This window comes from Modestobacter sp. VKM Ac-2977 (genome assembly GCF_026968045.1).
GTDB lineage: Bacteria > Actinomycetota > Actinomycetes > Mycobacteriales > Geodermatophilaceae > Modestobacter.
On the sequence record NZ_JAPVBQ010000003.1, the window covers coordinates 57,023 to 71,713 of the forward strand.

Here is a 14,691-nt window from a genome sequence, read left to right on the forward strand (position 1 = left end):
TGGCTCAGCCGGCGTCCGGCGACTGGAGGTCGAAGAACACGACCTGCGGTGGTGCGTTGATCCGCATCGGCAGCACGCTGAACCCGATCCCGCAGGTGACGAACAGTGCGTTGCCCTCCGCGCCGTACTCCGGCGGGGACCACCCGTCGGCGACGACCTGCTCCTCCTCGGTCAACCCGAGGTAGCTCCAGCGCGGCAGGCCGGGCAGGGCGATCTGGCCGCAGTGGGTGTGCCCGGCCACGGTCAGCGGCGCGCTGCCGGGCGGCATCTCCGGGAAGGCCGTCGGGTTGTGCATCAGGACCACCCGCGGTGCGTCCTCCGGCAGCCCGCTCAGCGCCTGGTCGACGTCGGCCAGGCCGGGGCGCGACGGCCCGACCCCGACGACGTGCAGCGGGTCGGTTCCGGTGCCCGGCACCGGCACCGACTCGTTGAGCAGCACCGGCACCCCCGCACCCTCCAGCGCGGCGGTGAGCTCCTCCGCGGCGTTGCTCGCGTAGTCGTGGTTGCCCAGCACCGCGTAGGTGGGGATCCCCGAGTCCAGCAGCGGGCCCAGCAGGTCCAGCGCCGCCTCCACCTCGGGCTCGACGTCCGGATCGGCGTGGTAGACGAAGTCACCGCCCAGCAGGACCAGGTCGGGCTCGGCGTCCACCACCCGCTCGACCGCCCGCTCGACCATCCCGGTGTTGGCCCACCACATGCCGATCTGCATGTCGGCGAGGAGAGCGACCTCCAGCCCGGCCGCCTCCGCGGACAGCCGGGGGAGCTGCACCTCCTCCCGCTCGTCGTCGAGGATCAGCCGCGGTTCGACCAGGACGCCGTAGCCGATGAGCAGGACCAGGGCCGCCAGCAGGGCCAGCCCGACACGGACGAACCAGCGCCTCATGCCCGGCTCGCCGTCGTGAGGCCCGTGGCGGGGTGTCGGAGGCCCCGGCCGGACCCGAGCTGGAACGCCCAGGCGCAGACGAGCACCCACAGCGTGCCCAGCAGCAGACCGGCCACCACGTCGGTCGGGAAGTGGGCCGCGACGTACACCCGGGACACCCCGATCGCCGGGGCGAGCAGGACCGGCACGGCCAGCACCGCCCACCGCCAGCGGCTGACCCCGTAGCCGATCACCAGCGCGGCGAGGGCGCCGTAGATGGCGACGGCCGCCGCTGCGTGGCCGGAGGGCCAGGCGGCACCCGTCGGCAGCCCCTCGGTCAGGTCGACGACGTCGGGCCGCACCCGACCGACGACCAGGCCGATGACGTAGTAGAGCCCGACCTCACCCGCGATCACGACGAGGACGAAGACGACGGGGCGCCAGCTGCCCACCCAGGCCAGCGACAGGATGCAGAGGCTGAGCCCGACGGCGATGACCATCGGGGTACCGGACAGGGCGCCCACGGTCTCGGCCACCGTGGTCAGCGTCTCGGTGCGCTGGTCGACGAACCAGGCGGCGGCACTGCGGTCGAACCGGCCCAGGGCGGTGTCCTCCAGCACGCGGGTGACCAGCAGGCCCAGCGCGACGAGCCCGACGAGCAGCGCCGCGGCCGCCCCGGCCAGCTGGAGGACCGTCGTCCGCCCGGCGGGGAGCACCTGCTGGTGCGTGGGGGCCGGGTGCGGCGCCTCCGCAGGATCGACCTCCAGCGGGTCCAGCGGCTCGTCGCTGTACTCGTGCCGGTCGTGCTGCCAGCCACGGAAGGCGATCGTGGTGATCGCCAGCCAGGCCGCCCCCAGCGCCCAGCCGGCCAGCACGTCGGAGACGAAGTGCACGCCGAGGGCCAGTCGGGTGAACCCGATCGCGAACACCAGCAGCGCGAACAGGGCGATCAGCCACGGGCGCACCCGGCGGCTGACCACCGGCAGCAACACCAGCAGCAACACACCCCAGGTCACCACGGCGGTCATCGCGTGGCCGCTGGGGAAGCTCTGGTTGCTCGGGGTCTCGACCACCGGGTTCAGCACCACCGGGCGGGCCCGGTCGGCCACGTACTTGGTGAGCAGGATGAGGACGGGCAGGCCGATCCCGGTGACCGCGACGTACGCGGCGAGCCGGCGGTGCCGGCGGACGAGCAGGAAGAGCGTCGCCAGCACCGTCACCAGCACCGAGGCGCCGGTGCCCCCGAGGTCGGTCACGGCACGCAGCACGCTGACCGTCACGGACGAGCCGCTGACCGCCTCGTTCAGGTCCGCCGCGACCTCGCCGTCGAGGGAGGCAAGCGGCGACCAGCTCTCCTGGACCAGCAGCCACAGCGCGAGGAACGGCACGGCGCCGACGAGGAGGGCGACCAGCCCCAGGACCGCGCGGACGCCGAAGCGACCGGGTGCCTGTGGCGGTTCCTGGTCCGGTGGTGACTGGGTCGAGGTGGTGAGGGGCCGGCTCATGAGGAGCCCGCTACCCAGGTTCGCCGGGAACCCCGACCATCGTTGCGACACCGTGACCTGGACGACACGCCTACCGCGCCACCCGACGGGTACGCGCTGGCAGATCCCTGCTCGCCGAGAGAACGGACGTCCCCATGACCTCGCACCTCCCCCGGCACCGACGGTGGCCCGGCATCGCGCTCGCCGCCGCGACCCCACTGCTGCTCGTCACCGGCTGCGGCGAGACCGAGGACTCCCCCAGCCTCAACGACGACGAGGGCGAGGTCGTGACGGACGAGGGCGGTGAGATCGTCGGCGGCCCCGAGGCCCCGTCGGTCGACGTCAACTCCGACGTCGAGGTCGTCGGCGTCGAGCTCGCCTACCCGGTCGACGGGCTCTACGAGGTGGGTGCGGAGGTGCCGCTCTACGCCGCGCTGACCAACATCGGCACCGAGCCGGTCACCCTGGTCGACGTCACCGGTCCGGACTTCGAGGAGGCCATCAGCCTCGATGGGAGCGCGGAGCCGCTGGACGCGGTCGAGATCACCGTCGCCCAGAACGACAACACCTACATCGGGGCCGAGGGCTCGCCCTCGATCGTCCTCGTCGGCCTGGAGACGGAGCTGCGCTCCTCCCAGTCGATCCCGGTGACGTTCGTGTTCGAGGAGGCCGGCGAGATCACCGTCGAGGTCCCGGTGTCCGCCGACGACAGCGACCCCTTCGAGCGGTTCAGCTTCCCCGACCCGGCCGAGGACCCGAGCAACGAGTGACCGGGCGGGTTGCGATCAGGTCACGTTCCGCCGCCTGACGGACTGGGCCGCCATTCGCGGGAACCCCCTGGGGGACCCCCGTCACCGACTCAGAGGACGCCTTCCGATGACCGAACCAAGCACGAGCGGCGCGACCGTCGCCGCAGCGAAGAAGCGGCCGATCTGGCCCTGGCTCCTGCTCGCCGCCCTGATCGCCGCCCTGCTGCTCTGGTGGCTCATCGCCGAGTTCACCGGTGACGACGACGACCTCGACGTCGACGCGGGCGCGGGCGCGGTGGTCGAGGAGACCACCACCGAGACCGAGACCGAGATCACCGGCACCGAGACCGTGTCCCCCTCGGCCCCCGTGTCCGAGATCGGCCTGGGCGCCGTGCTCATCGGCGACCTCGACGTGCTGGACGACTCCGTCGACCTGAGCGCCAGCGTCGGGGAGCCCGTCGAGGCCAACACCGTCGAGGTGCAGGCGGTCGTCGCCGACGAGGCGTTCTTCGTGGGCCCGGAGGCCGGCCAGACGATCATGGTCCGGCTGCAGCCCTTCGGTGGCACCGACGATCAGGAGTCCCCGTTCCAGGTCCAGGAGGGTGACACCGTGAGCTTCAGCGGGACCCTCGAGGAGATCACCGACGAGTTCCTGTCCGAGCTGCAGCTCTACACCCCCGCGGAGGAGCTGGAGACCGGCGACTACTACGTGCAGGCGTCGGAGGTCACCCTCGTCGAGTGACCCCGCGCTGAACTCCCGACGGCGTCCCCGGCCCGCGACTGCTGCGGTCCGGGGACGCCGTCGTCCTGCACCCTGCAGTCCCCGTCGGACCCCCGCTGTGGAGAGGCCCCCATCGTGCCGAGCGCCATGACCGAACCGGATGCCCTGCGGGGGACCAGGTGAGCGCACGCGACCACGGGGCGGCCGCCGGCGTGCTGACCACTGCGGGTCTCCTCGCCGGGGTCGCCGCACGTCGGCAGAACGCCCGCCGGCTGGCCCGCCGGACGAACGGGTCCTCGCCGTCCGTCCGCACCGACGACGGGGTGCGGCTGCACGTGGAGGTCGCCGACGACGTCGACGCACCGACGGTGGTGCTGGTGCACGGCATCGGCGTCTCCGCGGAGATGTTCGACCCCCAGTGGACGGCGCTGCGCAGCCGCGCCCGCGTCGTCCGCTACGACCAGCGTGGGCACGGCTCCAGCGGCTGGGCGGGCGGGCGCGGGGCGACCGTGGCCGAGCTGGGCCACGACCTCGGCCAGGTCGTCGACCAGCTGGGTGGTGACGGGCCGGTCGTGGTCGTCGGACACTCGATGGGCGGCATGGCCGTGCTCGCGCTGGCCGCTGAGCGGCCCGAGCTGTTCGGCACCCGGATCGCCGGTGCCGCCCTGATGAGCACCCGCGCCGCACCGCTCGACGGTGCCGAGCGGGCCAGCACCCCGATCACCGCACGGGCCCGCACCGGCCTGTCCACCGGGGGTGCGTGGCTGCTGTGGCTGGTGGCCCCCCTGGTGGGCGCGTTCCGCCCGTTCCGGACCCGGCCGGGACGGCGGATCCTCCGCTGGCAACTGTTCGCCGGTGACCCGCCCGCGGCCGCGGCGCGTGCGCTGACCGGGATGTGGGCGGACACCCCGGTCGGGGTGCTGTCGGCCTACCTGCGGAGCCTGGCCACCTACGACCAGCGACCCGCGGTCGCCGCGCTGCGCACCGTGCCGGTCCTCGTCCTGGCCGGGACGTCGGACCGCACCATCCCCACCCACTCCGCGCCCCGGATGGCGGCACAGATCGGCGAGCGGGCCCAGCTGGTCCTGGTCGACGACGCCGGACACGCGGTCAACGACACCCACCGCGACATCGTGAACGCGGCGCTGGGCGCCCTGCTGGACCGGGTGCAGGCGGACACCGGCGCCTGAGCACGGCCTGGCCCGGTCAGGCCTCGACGACGACCTCGATCACCGGGTACCCGGAGGCGCCGTCCGGGGCCACCGGGGTGCGCTCGTCGGTCTGGACCTCCCCGAGCCCGTCGGTGGCCCGGGCGGCGATGACGTGGACGCCCGGGGTCGCGTCCCAGGGCAGGTACCACTGCCGCCAGCAGTCGACGTCCAGCCGCTCGGCCAGCTCGGCCTGCTGCCAGGGGCCGTCGTCGATGCGCACCTCGACGCCCTCGATGCCGCGGGTGGGCGCCCAGGCCACCCCGGCGATCGGACGCTCCCCGGCGGTGATGGTGCGTCCCGGGCCCGGGACGTCGATCCGGGTGGAGGTCTTGATCGGCCCCTCCTTGGCCCAGCCGCGGGGGATCCAGTAGCCGTCGACGTCCCAGTCGGTGAGCTCGATCGCGGAGAGCCACTTGGTCGCCGACACGTAGCCGTACAGCCCGGGGACGACCAGCCGCGCCGGGAAGCCGTGCTCGGCCGGCAGCGGCTCGCCGTTCATCCCGACGGCCACCATCGCCTCGGTGACGTCCAGGGCGGTGACGGTGGGGAACCCGGCGGTGAACCCGTCGACCGACCGTCCGACCAGCTGGGTCGCCCCCTCCTGCAGCCCGGCGCGCTCGAGCAGCCGGAACAGTGGGACGCCCTGCCAGCGTGCGTTGCCCACCAGGTCGCCGCCGACCTCGTTGGAGACGCAGGACAGGGTGATGTCGGCCTCGATCTGCGGCATCGCCATCAGCTCGGCGTAGGTGATGGTGAACGGGTTGTCCACCATCCCCCGGATCTCCAGCTGCCATTCGTCCGGGTCGATGGTCGGCACCCGCAGCGCGGTGTCGATCCGGTAGAACTCCTCGTTCGGCACGAACAGCGGCGTCAGGCCGGGGATCTCCAGGTCGGCGCCCGCCGGCACCGGGCCCGCCGGCCGGACGGGCACGGGCAACCGGATCGCCGCCCGCAGCTCGGTCAGTCGTTCGCGCCCCATGAGCAGCCGGCTGCCGACGCCGCCGACCACCGCCACCGCGGCTGCGCCGCCGGCCAGCAGCAGGAAGTTGCGGCGGCCCGCCGTCCGGGAACCGTCCGACGCCGGCTCGTCCGCCGCCGCCGCCAGCAGGTGGTACAGGATCGCGACCCCCACCGCGGCGCCCAGCACCCCGGCCAGCACGGTGAGGACGGCGGAGGCGTCCGGCGCGGCGAGGCCGGCGGCGACACCGAGCGCGGTGATCAGCACGAACGCGACCGCACCCAGCACGAACCGGCGGCGTGCCAGCAGTCCGGTGCCGGCGCCGAGCAGCGCGGCGACCAGCCCGATCGAGGCCAGCAGCACCGGCTTGTCGTTGGTGCCCAGTGCGGCGATCGCGGCACGCTCCAGCCAGCCGGGCACGCTGTCGATGACGGCGTCCCCCACCGAGATGACCAGCGAGGGCACCGCGTCGATGGCGCCGGCGGCCAGCTCGACCACCCCGATGCCCGCCGCAGCCGCCAGCAGCCCGGACAGCGCCGCACGGCCGGCCGGTGCCCGCCGCGCCGCGTCGTCGTTCCGCGGTCCTTCGACCGGTTGCGCGTCATCCATGCACCCAGCTTCACCCGACTCGGCGGGTGGGACACGCCGAACCGGGGAACCGACGCAGGATCGTCACGGAACACCGGCTCGGCGGGCGTCGGTCCGGGCCGAGGAGCCGTCGCCGGGGGGCGGACCGAGCGGTTCTCCTCGCCGAGGACTCGACCGATCGGCCTCCGTGCTCCACGATCAGCCGATGACAGAGTCGTCATCCGCCGTCCTGGCCGGCTGGGCGCCCGAGCCCTTCACCAACGCCGGCATCACCCACACCCTGCACACGCGCGGCTCCGGGCCGGGCCTGGTGCTGCTGCCCGAGACCCCCGGCCCGACCCCGGAGGTGATGGGCCTGGCCGACCACCTGGTCGGTGCGGGGTTCACCGTCACCGTCGTGGGCCTGTTCGGCGAGCCGGGCCGGCAGGCGAGCCCGGGTTACGCGGTGCGCAGCTTCGCCGGGGCGTGCACCAGCCGGGAGTTCCGCGCCCTCGCCCGACGGGCCGACCGGCCGGCGGCCGAGTACGTCCGGGCCGTGGCCCGCCGGGTACGCGACCGGGTGGGCGGGCCGGGGGTCGGGGTGATCGGGATGGGCGTCAGCGGGGGCCTGGCGCTGGCCTCCGCCGCCGAGCCGGCCGTGCTCGCGCCCGTCGCCAGCCAGCCGTCCACGCCGCTCCCGCTGACCCCGGGGCGCCGGCGGGACCTGGGCATGTCCGACCGGGAACGCGAGGCGATCCGGGCGCGGGTCACCACCGAGGGCCTGCGCCTGATGGGCCTGCGGTTCAGCGAGGACACCGCGGCGCCCAGCGACCGCTTCCGGGCCCTGCGCGCGGTGTTCGGCGACGGCTGGCTGCCGGTGTCGCTGAACAACCGGCCGGGCAACGAGGCCGGCATCGGCCAGCAGGAGCACCGGGTGCTCACCAGTGCCGACGTCGAGACCCCCGGCCACCCGACGTACGAGGCGCGCGAGCAGGTCGTGGCGTTCCTGCGGGAACGCCTGGCCCGCCGGGCGGCGGACAGCGTCGGCGCCGGGCGGGACTGACCGCTCGCGCCCGGCCGGCTCACCCGGGGAGGTAGAGGCAGAACGGGTGGCCGGCCGGGTCGAGCAGCACCCGGACGTCGGCCTGCGGCTGGAACTCGGCCACGGTCGCGCCCAGCGACCGGGCGAACTCCACGGCCGCGTCCAGGTCGTCGACGGCGACGTCCAGGTGGGCCTGCATCCGCGGGTCGCCGGGGCCGGCCGGCCAGACCGGGGGCACGTGGTCGGGCTCCAACTGGAACGACAGCCCCGGCCCGTCCGGGCGCAGCGTGGCCCACTCGGGGTCGTCGGTGCCGATCGGCCAGCCGAGCATCGTCGCGTAGAAGCGCGCGAGCCCGCGCGGGTCCGGGGTGTCGAGCACGGTGGCGGTCAACGTCATCCGCGGTCGGTCCTGCACGTCCTCAGCCGTTCTGCTCGATGTAGGTGTCCGGGTCCTTGTCCCGGATCGGGATCCCGGTGACGTGCTTCGCCTCGTAGGTCAGGAACTGCACGGCGATGTCGTGGCGGGTCTGCAGGTCGGCGTGGTGCCGGAAGTCGAGCAGGTCCTCCCGCTCCTCCTCGGCCATGTGGTCGTCGTTGGCCTTGCGCGCCTCCCACACCGCCGTCCACCACTCGTCGGTGCCGACCTGGTGGTCCTGCGTCTTCCGGACGGCGTCCCGGATCTCGTTGTGGTCGGAGACCGCGTCCTCGACCTCGTCGCGCACGCCGCCGTCCGGGTTGCCCTTCCCGAGCTTCAGCACCTGGGGGTAGAAGTACTTCTCCTCCCCCTCGGCGTGCACCTCGAGGAAGGCCGCCAGCCGGTCCCACATGGCGCTCAGCGCCTCGTTGTCACCGCGCGGCATCTCGTCGAGCAGGGCGAACATGCGCCGCTGCTGGTGGTGCTGCTCCAGGATGATCTCGGTGATGTCCATGGGCTCAGCGTGCCCCTGATCCGGGCTCCCCGCGCGACGCCGAGGGGCGGCAGACGGGACGAGGCCCCCTCCCGCAGACGGGAGAGGGCCTCGCCCGGGTCGTCAGCCGGCGCAGATGCTCGCCGGGTCACTGACCCGGCACTTGTTGCCCCGGAAGGTGATCCCCGGGCCGGCCTCCTGCAGCAGCGTGCCCGGGACCGCCCGGGTCACCCAGACGTCCCGCGGCTCGTTGTCCTTGATGACGTTGAACTTCACCTCCACGTTCTCCACCAGCCCCGGTCCGGTGACCTCGGGCGGGAGGGTGCCCGGCGGCGGGGCGAAGCTGACGAGCGTCAGCCCACCAGCCGGGTAGTTGACATCCGGCTGGCCGGCCGGGACGACCGGGCGGTTGCCGGTGATCCAGTTGCCGATCACCCGCACGGAGTCCGCGTTGGCGATGGATATGCCGACGCCGGAGACCAGCTGGCTGCCGTCGCGCCCGGCGATGCAGTACCGGTTGTTGGCGATCGAGGCGTTGGCCGTGAGGGTGACGTCACCGCCCTGGACCTGCCGGGTGTTGTCCGGGATCTCCGTGACCGCGTCGTCGAAGACGAGCACGCCGACGCAGTTGCCGGTGAGCTTGTTCGCGACGATCTTGGCGCCGCGTGACTCGCGGAAGAAGATGCCGAGGTTGTAGCCCTCGACGTGGTTGGCCGTGATGAGGGCGTTCGCGCCGTCGGAGTCCCCGACGCTGATCCCCCCGGTGCCGGAGTACCAGGGCGCTCCCCGGTCGACGCCCCGCTCGACGTTGCCGGCGATCGTGATGCCGGTGGACGCCGCGGCCAGCACGCCGTACCGCTCGTGACCGATGCCCGAGGTCGCCTTGACGGTGAAGCCGTCGGCCCCCCACGCGGTGATCCCGCTGGCCGGGTGGTTGCGGGTGCCGAGCTTCGCGACGGTGACCGGGCTGTCCGGGTCCAGGAAGAAGATCCCGGACACGTCGTCGGCCAGGGTGCCGGGGTCGCCCTCGGCGTCCGTGCGCTCGTGCGCCGTCCAGCAGGCGTTGGGCGCGACGTCGGGCAGCGGTGCGCCCTGGCCCCACTCCGGCCAGGTGATGAGCGTCGTGTCGGGGCCGGACCCGATGATCTTCAGGCCCTTGCCCTCGACGCACACGGCCTCCTGATAAGTGCCGGGCGCGATCTTGATGGTGTCCCCGGAGGACGCCCGGTCGACCGCCGCCTGGATCGACTCTCCCGGGCGCACCACCAGGGTGCTGGGGCCGCCCGCAGCAGCGGTGCCCACCGGCAGGGCCCCGACGGTCAGGGCTGCGGCCAGGACGACCGTCCGGCTGCGGGTCCGCCAGCTGACCCGGCGTGCCCTCGTTGTGCTGGTGTTGCTGTCCATTCTCGCCCTCCTGGAAGGAACCGCGCTGGTGAGCCGCGCCGGTGCGGCGCCCACTCCGGCGTCCCGGTCCCGCATCCGGTCCCGAGGCGAGGACAACCCTCGATGACGCGCTGCACCGCGCCCAGCCGCCGCGGGTCGACAACTCTCCCCACCCGAGGTGGCAACCCGCGACCCGCGGAGGAGGCGACCCACGACCGAGGTCGCACCCCGGGCCCACCCCGGGTCGCAACCGTTGGTTGGCCCGCGCACCGCAGGTCTGGCGCCCGTCGAGGGAATTGCGGATCGACCCCGGGTCCCCGTCGACAGCACCGCAGCCGCAGGAGCACAGTCCCGCCATGCCCCCAGCGCAGGCCGTCGGTGTGCGGCCACTCGTCGAGTCCGGCCCCGGCGACGAGGCGGTGGTGATCGCCGGCCTCACCAAGCGCTACGGGCCCCGCACCGTCGTCGACGACCTCTCCCTCACCGTGCGCCGCGGGGAGGTGTACGGCTTCCTCGGCCCCAACGGGGCGGGCAAGACGACCACGCTGCGGGCACTGCTGGGCCTGGTGCGCCCGACCAGCGGGACGGCCTCGGTGCTCGGCCGGCCGGCCGGCTCCCCGCCGGCGGGCGTCGGCGCGCTGATCGAGGGCCCGGGGTTCTACCCGTACCTCTCCGGCCGGGAGAACCTCCGGGTGCTCGCCCGGTACGTCGGTGCACCCGCCGGCCGGGTGGACACCGTGCTGGACACCGTGGACCTGACCGATCGTGCCCGCGACCGCTACAGCACCTACTCCCTGGGCATGAAGCAGCGGCTGGGCGTCGCCGCCGCGCTGCTCAAGGACCCCGCGCTCGTCGTCCTGGACGAGCCGACCAACGGGCTGGACCCGGCGGGCATCTCCGACATGCGGGCCCTGCTGCGGCGCCTCTCCGCCGACGGCCACACCGTGCTGCTGTCCAGCCACCTCCTCGGCGAGGTCGAGCAGGTCTGCGACCGGGTGGCGGTCATCTCCTCCGGCCGGCTCGTGGTGGAGAGCAGCGTCGGCGAACTGCTCGGGCTCCGCCGGCTCGTGATCGAGGCCGAGCCGCTGGGCGAGGCCGCCGCGGTCACCACCCGGCTGCTGGGCCCGGAACGGGTGTCGGTCGTCGACGGGGTCGTGCACGCCCAGGCGGGGCCGGAGGACGCCGCCCGGATCAACCGGGCGCTGGTGCTGGCCGACGTCGAGGTGGCCGGGCTCCGCCAGGAGGCGCAGACCCTCGAGGCGGTGTTCCTGCAGATGACCGGGTCCGAGCTGGCCGCCGCGGGCCCCGATCCGGACGGTCCTCCGGCGCGACGGACCGGACGGCTGTCCCGGATCTCCCGGAGAGGAGCGGCGCGGTGAGCGCGACGACGCAGACCGACGACCACGGGGTGGGGACGGCGGAGACCGCACGCCCCGCCCCGAGGACCGGCCCGGCGGCGGGATCGCTGGGCGCCATGGTCCGGGCCGAGCTGACCAAGCTCCTCCGGCGGCCGGCCACCTGGGTGCTGCTCGGGCTGTGGCCGGCGCTGCAGCTGGTGTTCAGCACGGTCATCCCCTACGTCAGCCACCAGCGCGGCGCCACGTTCGAGGGCCTGCCGCCGGAGGTGCTGCTGGCGAGCATGCTGCCCGACCAGCTGGTGCTGAACTCGCTCTCCGGGCTGCCGCTGTTCGGTGGTGCCCTGCTGCTCACCCTCGGCGCCCTGCTGGCCGGCAGCGAGTACGGCTGGGGCACCCTGAAGACGCTGCTCGGCCAGGGCCCCCGCCGCCTCCAGGTGCTGGCGGCCCAGCTCCTGGCCCTGCTCGTGGTGCTGGCCGTGGCCGTGCTGGTGAGCTTCGCGCTGACCGCCCTGGCGAGCGGGGCGATCGCCGCCGGCGAGTCCGCCGCCGCCGACTGGCCGACGGTCGGCCGGCTCCTCCGCGGGCTCGGCGGCGGCCTGCTCATCGCGGCCACCTGGGGTGCGCTGGGGCTGTTGCTCGGGCACGCGCTGCGCAGCACCGCGCTGCCGATCGCGCTCGGGCTGGTCTGGGTGCTGGCCGTGGAGAACCTGATCGTGAACGTCGCCGCGCCGTTGCTCGGGGCGTTCGACGCCGCCCAGGCCGCCTTGCCCGGGGTCAACGCCGGCTCGCTGGTCGCCGCGCTCGCCGGGCCCGACGCGGCCCTGCGCACCCCCGGCGTGGCGGCGATCGTCGACGGGACCCAGGCCGCGTGGGTGCTCACCGGGTTCCTCGTGCTGTTCACGACCGTGACCGGCCTGCTGCTGACCCGGCGCGACGTCGTCTGAGAGCGAGCCGCCCCCCTCACCTGGGTCGCGGGCGGCTCCCCCTCAGGCTGCCGGGACGTCCTCCCGGTTGACCAGGATCGCCAGCTGGGTCCGGGTCCGCACGTCCAGCCGGCGCATCACCGCCGTCAGGTGGCTCTTCACCGTGGCCGAGCTCAGGAACAGCCGGCCGGCGATCTCGTCGTTGCTGAGCCCCTGCGCCACCAGCTCGGCCACCTCGCGCTGGCGCTCGGTCAGCCGGTCGAGGGCCCGGGCCACCACGGTCTGGCTGGGCACCTCCCCGGTCAGGTGGCGCACGAGCTGACTGGTCACGGCGGCGTCGAGGGCGGGCTCCTGGCGGGCGAGGGCGCGCACCGCCTCCACCAGCCGTTGGGCAGCCGCACGACGCGGCAGGAACCCGCGGACCCCGCACTGCAGGACGTCCACCAGGCCGGCCCGGCCACCGCCGCCGGCCTCGGCGAGCACGAGGACGCCCACCCCGTGCTGGCACAGGTCGCGCAGCAACGGCAGCGCGGCGCTGCCGACCAGGCTCTGCCGCACGACGACGACGCGGGTCCCGGGGCCGTCGGCGACCGCCACGACCTCCATGAGGTCGGCGGTCTCCACGACGACCGCGATGTCGGGCTGGGCCTCGAAGACCGCACGGAGCCCGAGCCGGAAGACCTCCTGGTCCTCGCAGATCAGCACCTGGACCAGGGGCCGGGGCGTCCGCCGCGCGCACGGCCGGAGGTCGGGCGGGGGCGGCGGGCCGTCCGGCACGACCACCACGTCGTGCAGCACCGCCCGGACGCTCGGTGGGTCGGCGGGCCGCGGACGCGCATCGGTGTGCCCGGTCTCGGTCCCTGGGTCGGCAAGTCTCATGCGAACTCCCCCTGATGCCACCGCAACGACCGCCCTTGACCGCCACGGTGGTCGGCGGGAGCCGCGGTGACAGAACGGTAACGGACAATCGAGTTCCCGTCGCGGTTCTCGTCCACGGAACTCACAGCAGGCACTCAGGCCTGCAGGTCGCCGGCCGCGCGGTGGAAGTGGATCGCCAGCTGGGTGCGGTCCCGCAGCCCCAGCCGACGCAGCGCCACCGTGATGTGCCCCTTGACGGTCGCCCGGCTGACGTCGAGCCGTTCGGCGATCTCGGCGTTGGTGAGACCCTCGGCGACCAGCCGCGACACGGCCATCTGCCGCGCGGTCAGCACCCCGCTGAACGACGTCCGGGCGCCGTCGGCCTGCCGCGGGGCGTCGTCCAGCCGGTGCAGCAGCTCTCCGGTGGCCGCCGCGTCCAGCACCATCTCGCCCCGGGCCACCGCCCGCACGCCGTCGACCAGTCGCTGGGGGCTGACCGTGGTGTGCACGTAGCCGCACGCACCGGCCTGCAGGGCGTCGACCAGGTCACTGCCCGATCCGGGCTCACCGAGCAGGACCACCCGGACCCCCAGTCCGCACAGCGCGCGCACCAGCTCGGCCACGACCGGTCCCCACGCCCCGAGGCCGACCACGGTGACGTCGGGCCGGAGATGGGCGGCCAGGGCGAGGGCGTCGGCCGCCGACCCGGCGTCGGCGACCACGCGCAGGTCGGATGCCCGGAGCAGCACGGCCCGCAGGCCGTGCCGGAGCACCTCGTGGTCGTCACAGATGAGCACCCGGAAGGGGGCACCGCCGTCGTCCCGGACCGCGCCGTCACCGGCCGGTGTGCCCTGGCGACCGGCAGCTGCCCCGTCGCCGGCCGACCGGACGACCGCGCCATCGGGCAGCGCCTCGCGGGCCGTGCCGAGGTACGGGTCGCCGGTCATCCCTGTCAACTCCGCTCGGGCGGGCGCGAGGAGACGGCCGCCTGGATCTCACCGGTCTCGGAAGTTAGGGGATGACACACGGTGAGCGCCACCGCGTTGGGCGCGTTGTCACCCAACGCACCGAGGGTTCATACCCGGGTCGTGGTCCCCCCGGCTCCGGGGTGCACGACGCGACTGCGCCGGGTGGTGGAGGTGACCGACGGCGGACGGGCCACCCCGCGCATCCGGGTGAGCCCGCCCCCTCCCCTCGGTGGGGGGTCGCACCCCCACCCACGCCCCCGGGTGCGCCTGCAGAACCGCCCGCCTGGCCGATGCCGGCCGCCCCTGCGCCGACCTAGCGTTCGCCTCGTTCGTCCGGTCCCGACGCCCGCAGGAGCAGCCGTGCACGAGACGATGATCATCGCGAAGATGGACCCGGCCCACGCCGACGACGTGGCCGCCGTCTTCGGTCGCTACGACGCGACCTCGATGCCCCACGAGATCGGGGTGCGGCACCGGTCGCTGTTCCAGTTCCACGGCATCTACGTGCACCTGGTCGGCTTCGACCGCCCCCCGGCGGAGGCGATGCAGGTCGCCCAGTCGCTGCCTTCCTTCCGCGCCGTGAGCGCGGACCTGCAGCCCTACATCGAGGCCTACAGCCCCACCTGGCGCTCACCGCAGGACGCGATGGCCCGCCGCTTCTACCACTGGACGTCCTCGCCCGAATGAGGCGAGCGGCAG

At 74.2% G+C, this 14,691-nt stretch carries 15 protein-coding genes; 7 read left to right on the forward strand and 8 right to left on the reverse strand.

Going from position 1 to position 14,691, the window contains the following annotated elements; all coding sequences use genetic code 11:
• Positions 1-4 precede the first annotated feature (4 nt).
• Together O2V63_RS13000 and O2V63_RS13005 are read right to left on the reverse strand one after the other, a co-directional pair.
• Positions 5-883, reverse strand: coding sequence for a metallophosphoesterase (locus O2V63_RS13000; RefSeq protein WP_269167972.1), 879 nt, complete (start codon positions 881-883; stop codon positions 5-7).
• Positions 880-2,367 (reverse strand): phosphatase PAP2 family protein, encoded by a 1,488-nt coding sequence (locus O2V63_RS13005; RefSeq protein ID WP_269167973.1) that lies wholly within the window; start codon positions 2,365-2,367, stop codon positions 880-882. Before O2V63_RS13005 ends, O2V63_RS13000 begins: the two co-directional genes overlap by 4 nt.
• A gap of 134 nt (positions 2,368-2,501) precedes the next feature.
• Here O2V63_RS13005 and O2V63_RS13010 point away from each other — a divergent pair, with 134 nt between their 5' ends.
• The 3 genes from O2V63_RS13010 (at position 2,502) to O2V63_RS13020 (ending at position 5,006) form a co-directional block, all read left to right on the forward strand.
• Complete coding sequence (locus tag O2V63_RS13010) at positions 2,502-3,116, forward strand: hypothetical protein (RefSeq protein WP_269167974.1); 615 nt, start codon at positions 2,502-2,504, stop codon at positions 3,114-3,116.
• 106 nt (positions 3,117-3,222) lie between these two features.
• A complete protein-coding gene (locus O2V63_RS13015) occupies positions 3,223-3,837 on the forward strand; it encodes a hypothetical protein (protein WP_269167975.1) in 615 nt (204 codons plus the stop codon).
• Between the two features lie 158 nt (positions 3,838-3,995).
• Positions 3,996-5,006, forward strand: coding sequence for an alpha/beta fold hydrolase (locus tag O2V63_RS13020; protein ID WP_269167976.1), 1,011 nt, complete (start codon positions 3,996-3,998; stop codon positions 5,004-5,006).
• A 16-nt stretch (positions 5,007-5,022) separates the two neighbouring features.
• Here O2V63_RS13020 and O2V63_RS13025 read toward each other — a convergent pair whose 3' ends face one another.
• Positions 5,023-6,594, reverse strand: a complete 1,572-nt coding sequence (locus tag O2V63_RS13025) for a molybdopterin-dependent oxidoreductase (protein WP_269167977.1) — start codon at positions 6,592-6,594, stop codon at positions 5,023-5,025.
• 184 nt (positions 6,595-6,778) lie between these two features.
• On the opposite strand from O2V63_RS13025, the gene O2V63_RS13030 reads away from it, so the two are divergent.
• Positions 6,779-7,615: a dienelactone hydrolase gene (locus O2V63_RS13030; RefSeq protein ID WP_269167978.1), complete on the forward strand. Its 837-nt coding sequence runs from the start codon at positions 6,779-6,781 to the stop codon at positions 7,613-7,615.
• Positions 7,616-7,634: 19 nt separating this feature from the next.
• Here the strand turns inward: O2V63_RS13030 and O2V63_RS13035 are convergent, their stop codons facing one another.
• The 3 genes from O2V63_RS13035 to O2V63_RS13045 all read right to left on the reverse strand — a co-directional run bounded on the left by O2V63_RS13035 (position 7,635) and on the right by O2V63_RS13045 (position 9,906).
• Positions 7,635-7,991 (reverse strand): VOC family protein, encoded by a 357-nt coding sequence (locus O2V63_RS13035; protein ID WP_269167980.1) that lies wholly within the window; start codon positions 7,989-7,991, stop codon positions 7,635-7,637.
• A gap of 22 nt (positions 7,992-8,013) precedes the next feature.
• Complete coding sequence (locus O2V63_RS13040) at positions 8,014-8,523, reverse strand: hemerythrin domain-containing protein (RefSeq protein WP_269167981.1); 510 nt, start codon at positions 8,521-8,523, stop codon at positions 8,014-8,016.
• Positions 8,524-8,625: 102 nt separating this feature from the next.
• A complete protein-coding gene (locus tag O2V63_RS13045; RefSeq protein ID WP_269167982.1) occupies positions 8,626-9,906 on the reverse strand; it encodes a right-handed parallel beta-helix repeat-containing protein in 1,281 nt (426 codons plus the stop codon).
• A gap of 335 nt (positions 9,907-10,241) precedes the next feature.
• Here O2V63_RS13045 and O2V63_RS13050 point away from each other — a divergent pair, with 335 nt between their 5' ends.
• Entirely contained in the window at positions 10,242-11,264 is a 1,023-nt protein-coding gene (locus O2V63_RS13050) for an ABC transporter ATP-binding protein (protein WP_269167983.1), read from the forward strand.
• Positions 11,261-12,187: an ABC transporter permease subunit gene (locus tag O2V63_RS13055; protein WP_269167984.1), complete on the forward strand. Its 927-nt coding sequence runs from the start codon at positions 11,261-11,263 to the stop codon at positions 12,185-12,187. The genes O2V63_RS13050 and O2V63_RS13055 overlap by 4 nt, the downstream gene beginning before the upstream one ends.
• A gap of 42 nt (positions 12,188-12,229) precedes the next feature.
• On the opposite strand, the gene O2V63_RS13060 is transcribed toward O2V63_RS13055, so the two are convergent.
• Together O2V63_RS13060 and O2V63_RS13065 are read right to left on the reverse strand one after the other, a co-directional pair.
• Positions 12,230-13,045, reverse strand: coding sequence for a response regulator transcription factor (locus tag O2V63_RS13060; protein WP_269167985.1), 816 nt, complete (start codon positions 13,043-13,045; stop codon positions 12,230-12,232).
• Positions 13,046-13,179: 134 nt separating this feature from the next.
• Positions 13,180-13,971: a LuxR C-terminal-related transcriptional regulator gene (locus tag O2V63_RS13065; protein ID WP_269167986.1), complete on the reverse strand. Its 792-nt coding sequence runs from the start codon at positions 13,969-13,971 to the stop codon at positions 13,180-13,182.
• 381 nt (positions 13,972-14,352) lie between these two features.
• Here O2V63_RS13065 and O2V63_RS13070 point away from each other — a divergent pair, with 381 nt between their 5' ends.
• A complete protein-coding gene (locus O2V63_RS13070) occupies positions 14,353-14,679 on the forward strand; it encodes a TcmI family type II polyketide cyclase (RefSeq protein WP_269167987.1) in 327 nt (108 codons plus the stop codon).
• Positions 14,680-14,691 lie beyond the last annotated feature (12 nt).

Coding starts and splice junctions, on each gene's coding strand:
- O2V63_RS13065 (WP_269167986.1), bottom strand. CDS start 13,971: ATGACCGGCGACCCGTACCTCGGCACGGCCCGCGAGGCGCTGCCCGAT.
- O2V63_RS13000 (WP_269167972.1), bottom strand. CDS start 883: ATGAGGCGCTGGTTCGTCCGTGTCGGGCTGGCCCTGCTGGCGGCCCTG.
- O2V63_RS13060 (WP_269167985.1), bottom strand. CDS start 13,045: ATGAGACTTGCCGACCCAGGGACCGAGACCGGGCACACCGATGCGCGT.
- O2V63_RS13025 (WP_269167977.1), bottom strand. CDS start 6,594: ATGGATGACGCGCAACCGGTCGAAGGACCGCGGAACGACGACGCGGCG.
- O2V63_RS13010 (WP_269167974.1), top strand. CDS start 2,502: ATGACCTCGCACCTCCCCCGGCACCGACGGTGGCCCGGCATCGCGCTC.
- O2V63_RS13035 (WP_269167980.1), bottom strand. CDS start 7,991: ATGACGTTGACCGCCACCGTGCTCGACACCCCGGACCCGCGCGGGCTC.
- O2V63_RS13030 (WP_269167978.1), top strand. CDS start 6,779: ATGACAGAGTCGTCATCCGCCGTCCTGGCCGGCTGGGCGCCCGAGCCC.
- O2V63_RS13015 (WP_269167975.1), top strand. CDS start 3,223: ATGACCGAACCAAGCACGAGCGGCGCGACCGTCGCCGCAGCGAAGAAG.
- O2V63_RS13005 (WP_269167973.1), bottom strand. CDS start 2,367: ATGAGCCGGCCCCTCACCACCTCGACCCAGTCACCACCGGACCAGGAA.
- O2V63_RS13040 (WP_269167981.1), bottom strand. CDS start 8,523: ATGGACATCACCGAGATCATCCTGGAGCAGCACCACCAGCAGCGGCGC.
- O2V63_RS13050 (WP_269167983.1), top strand. CDS start 10,242: ATGCCCCCAGCGCAGGCCGTCGGTGTGCGGCCACTCGTCGAGTCCGGC.
- O2V63_RS13045 (WP_269167982.1), bottom strand. CDS start 9,906: ATGGACAGCAACACCAGCACAACGAGGGCACGCCGGGTCAGCTGGCGG.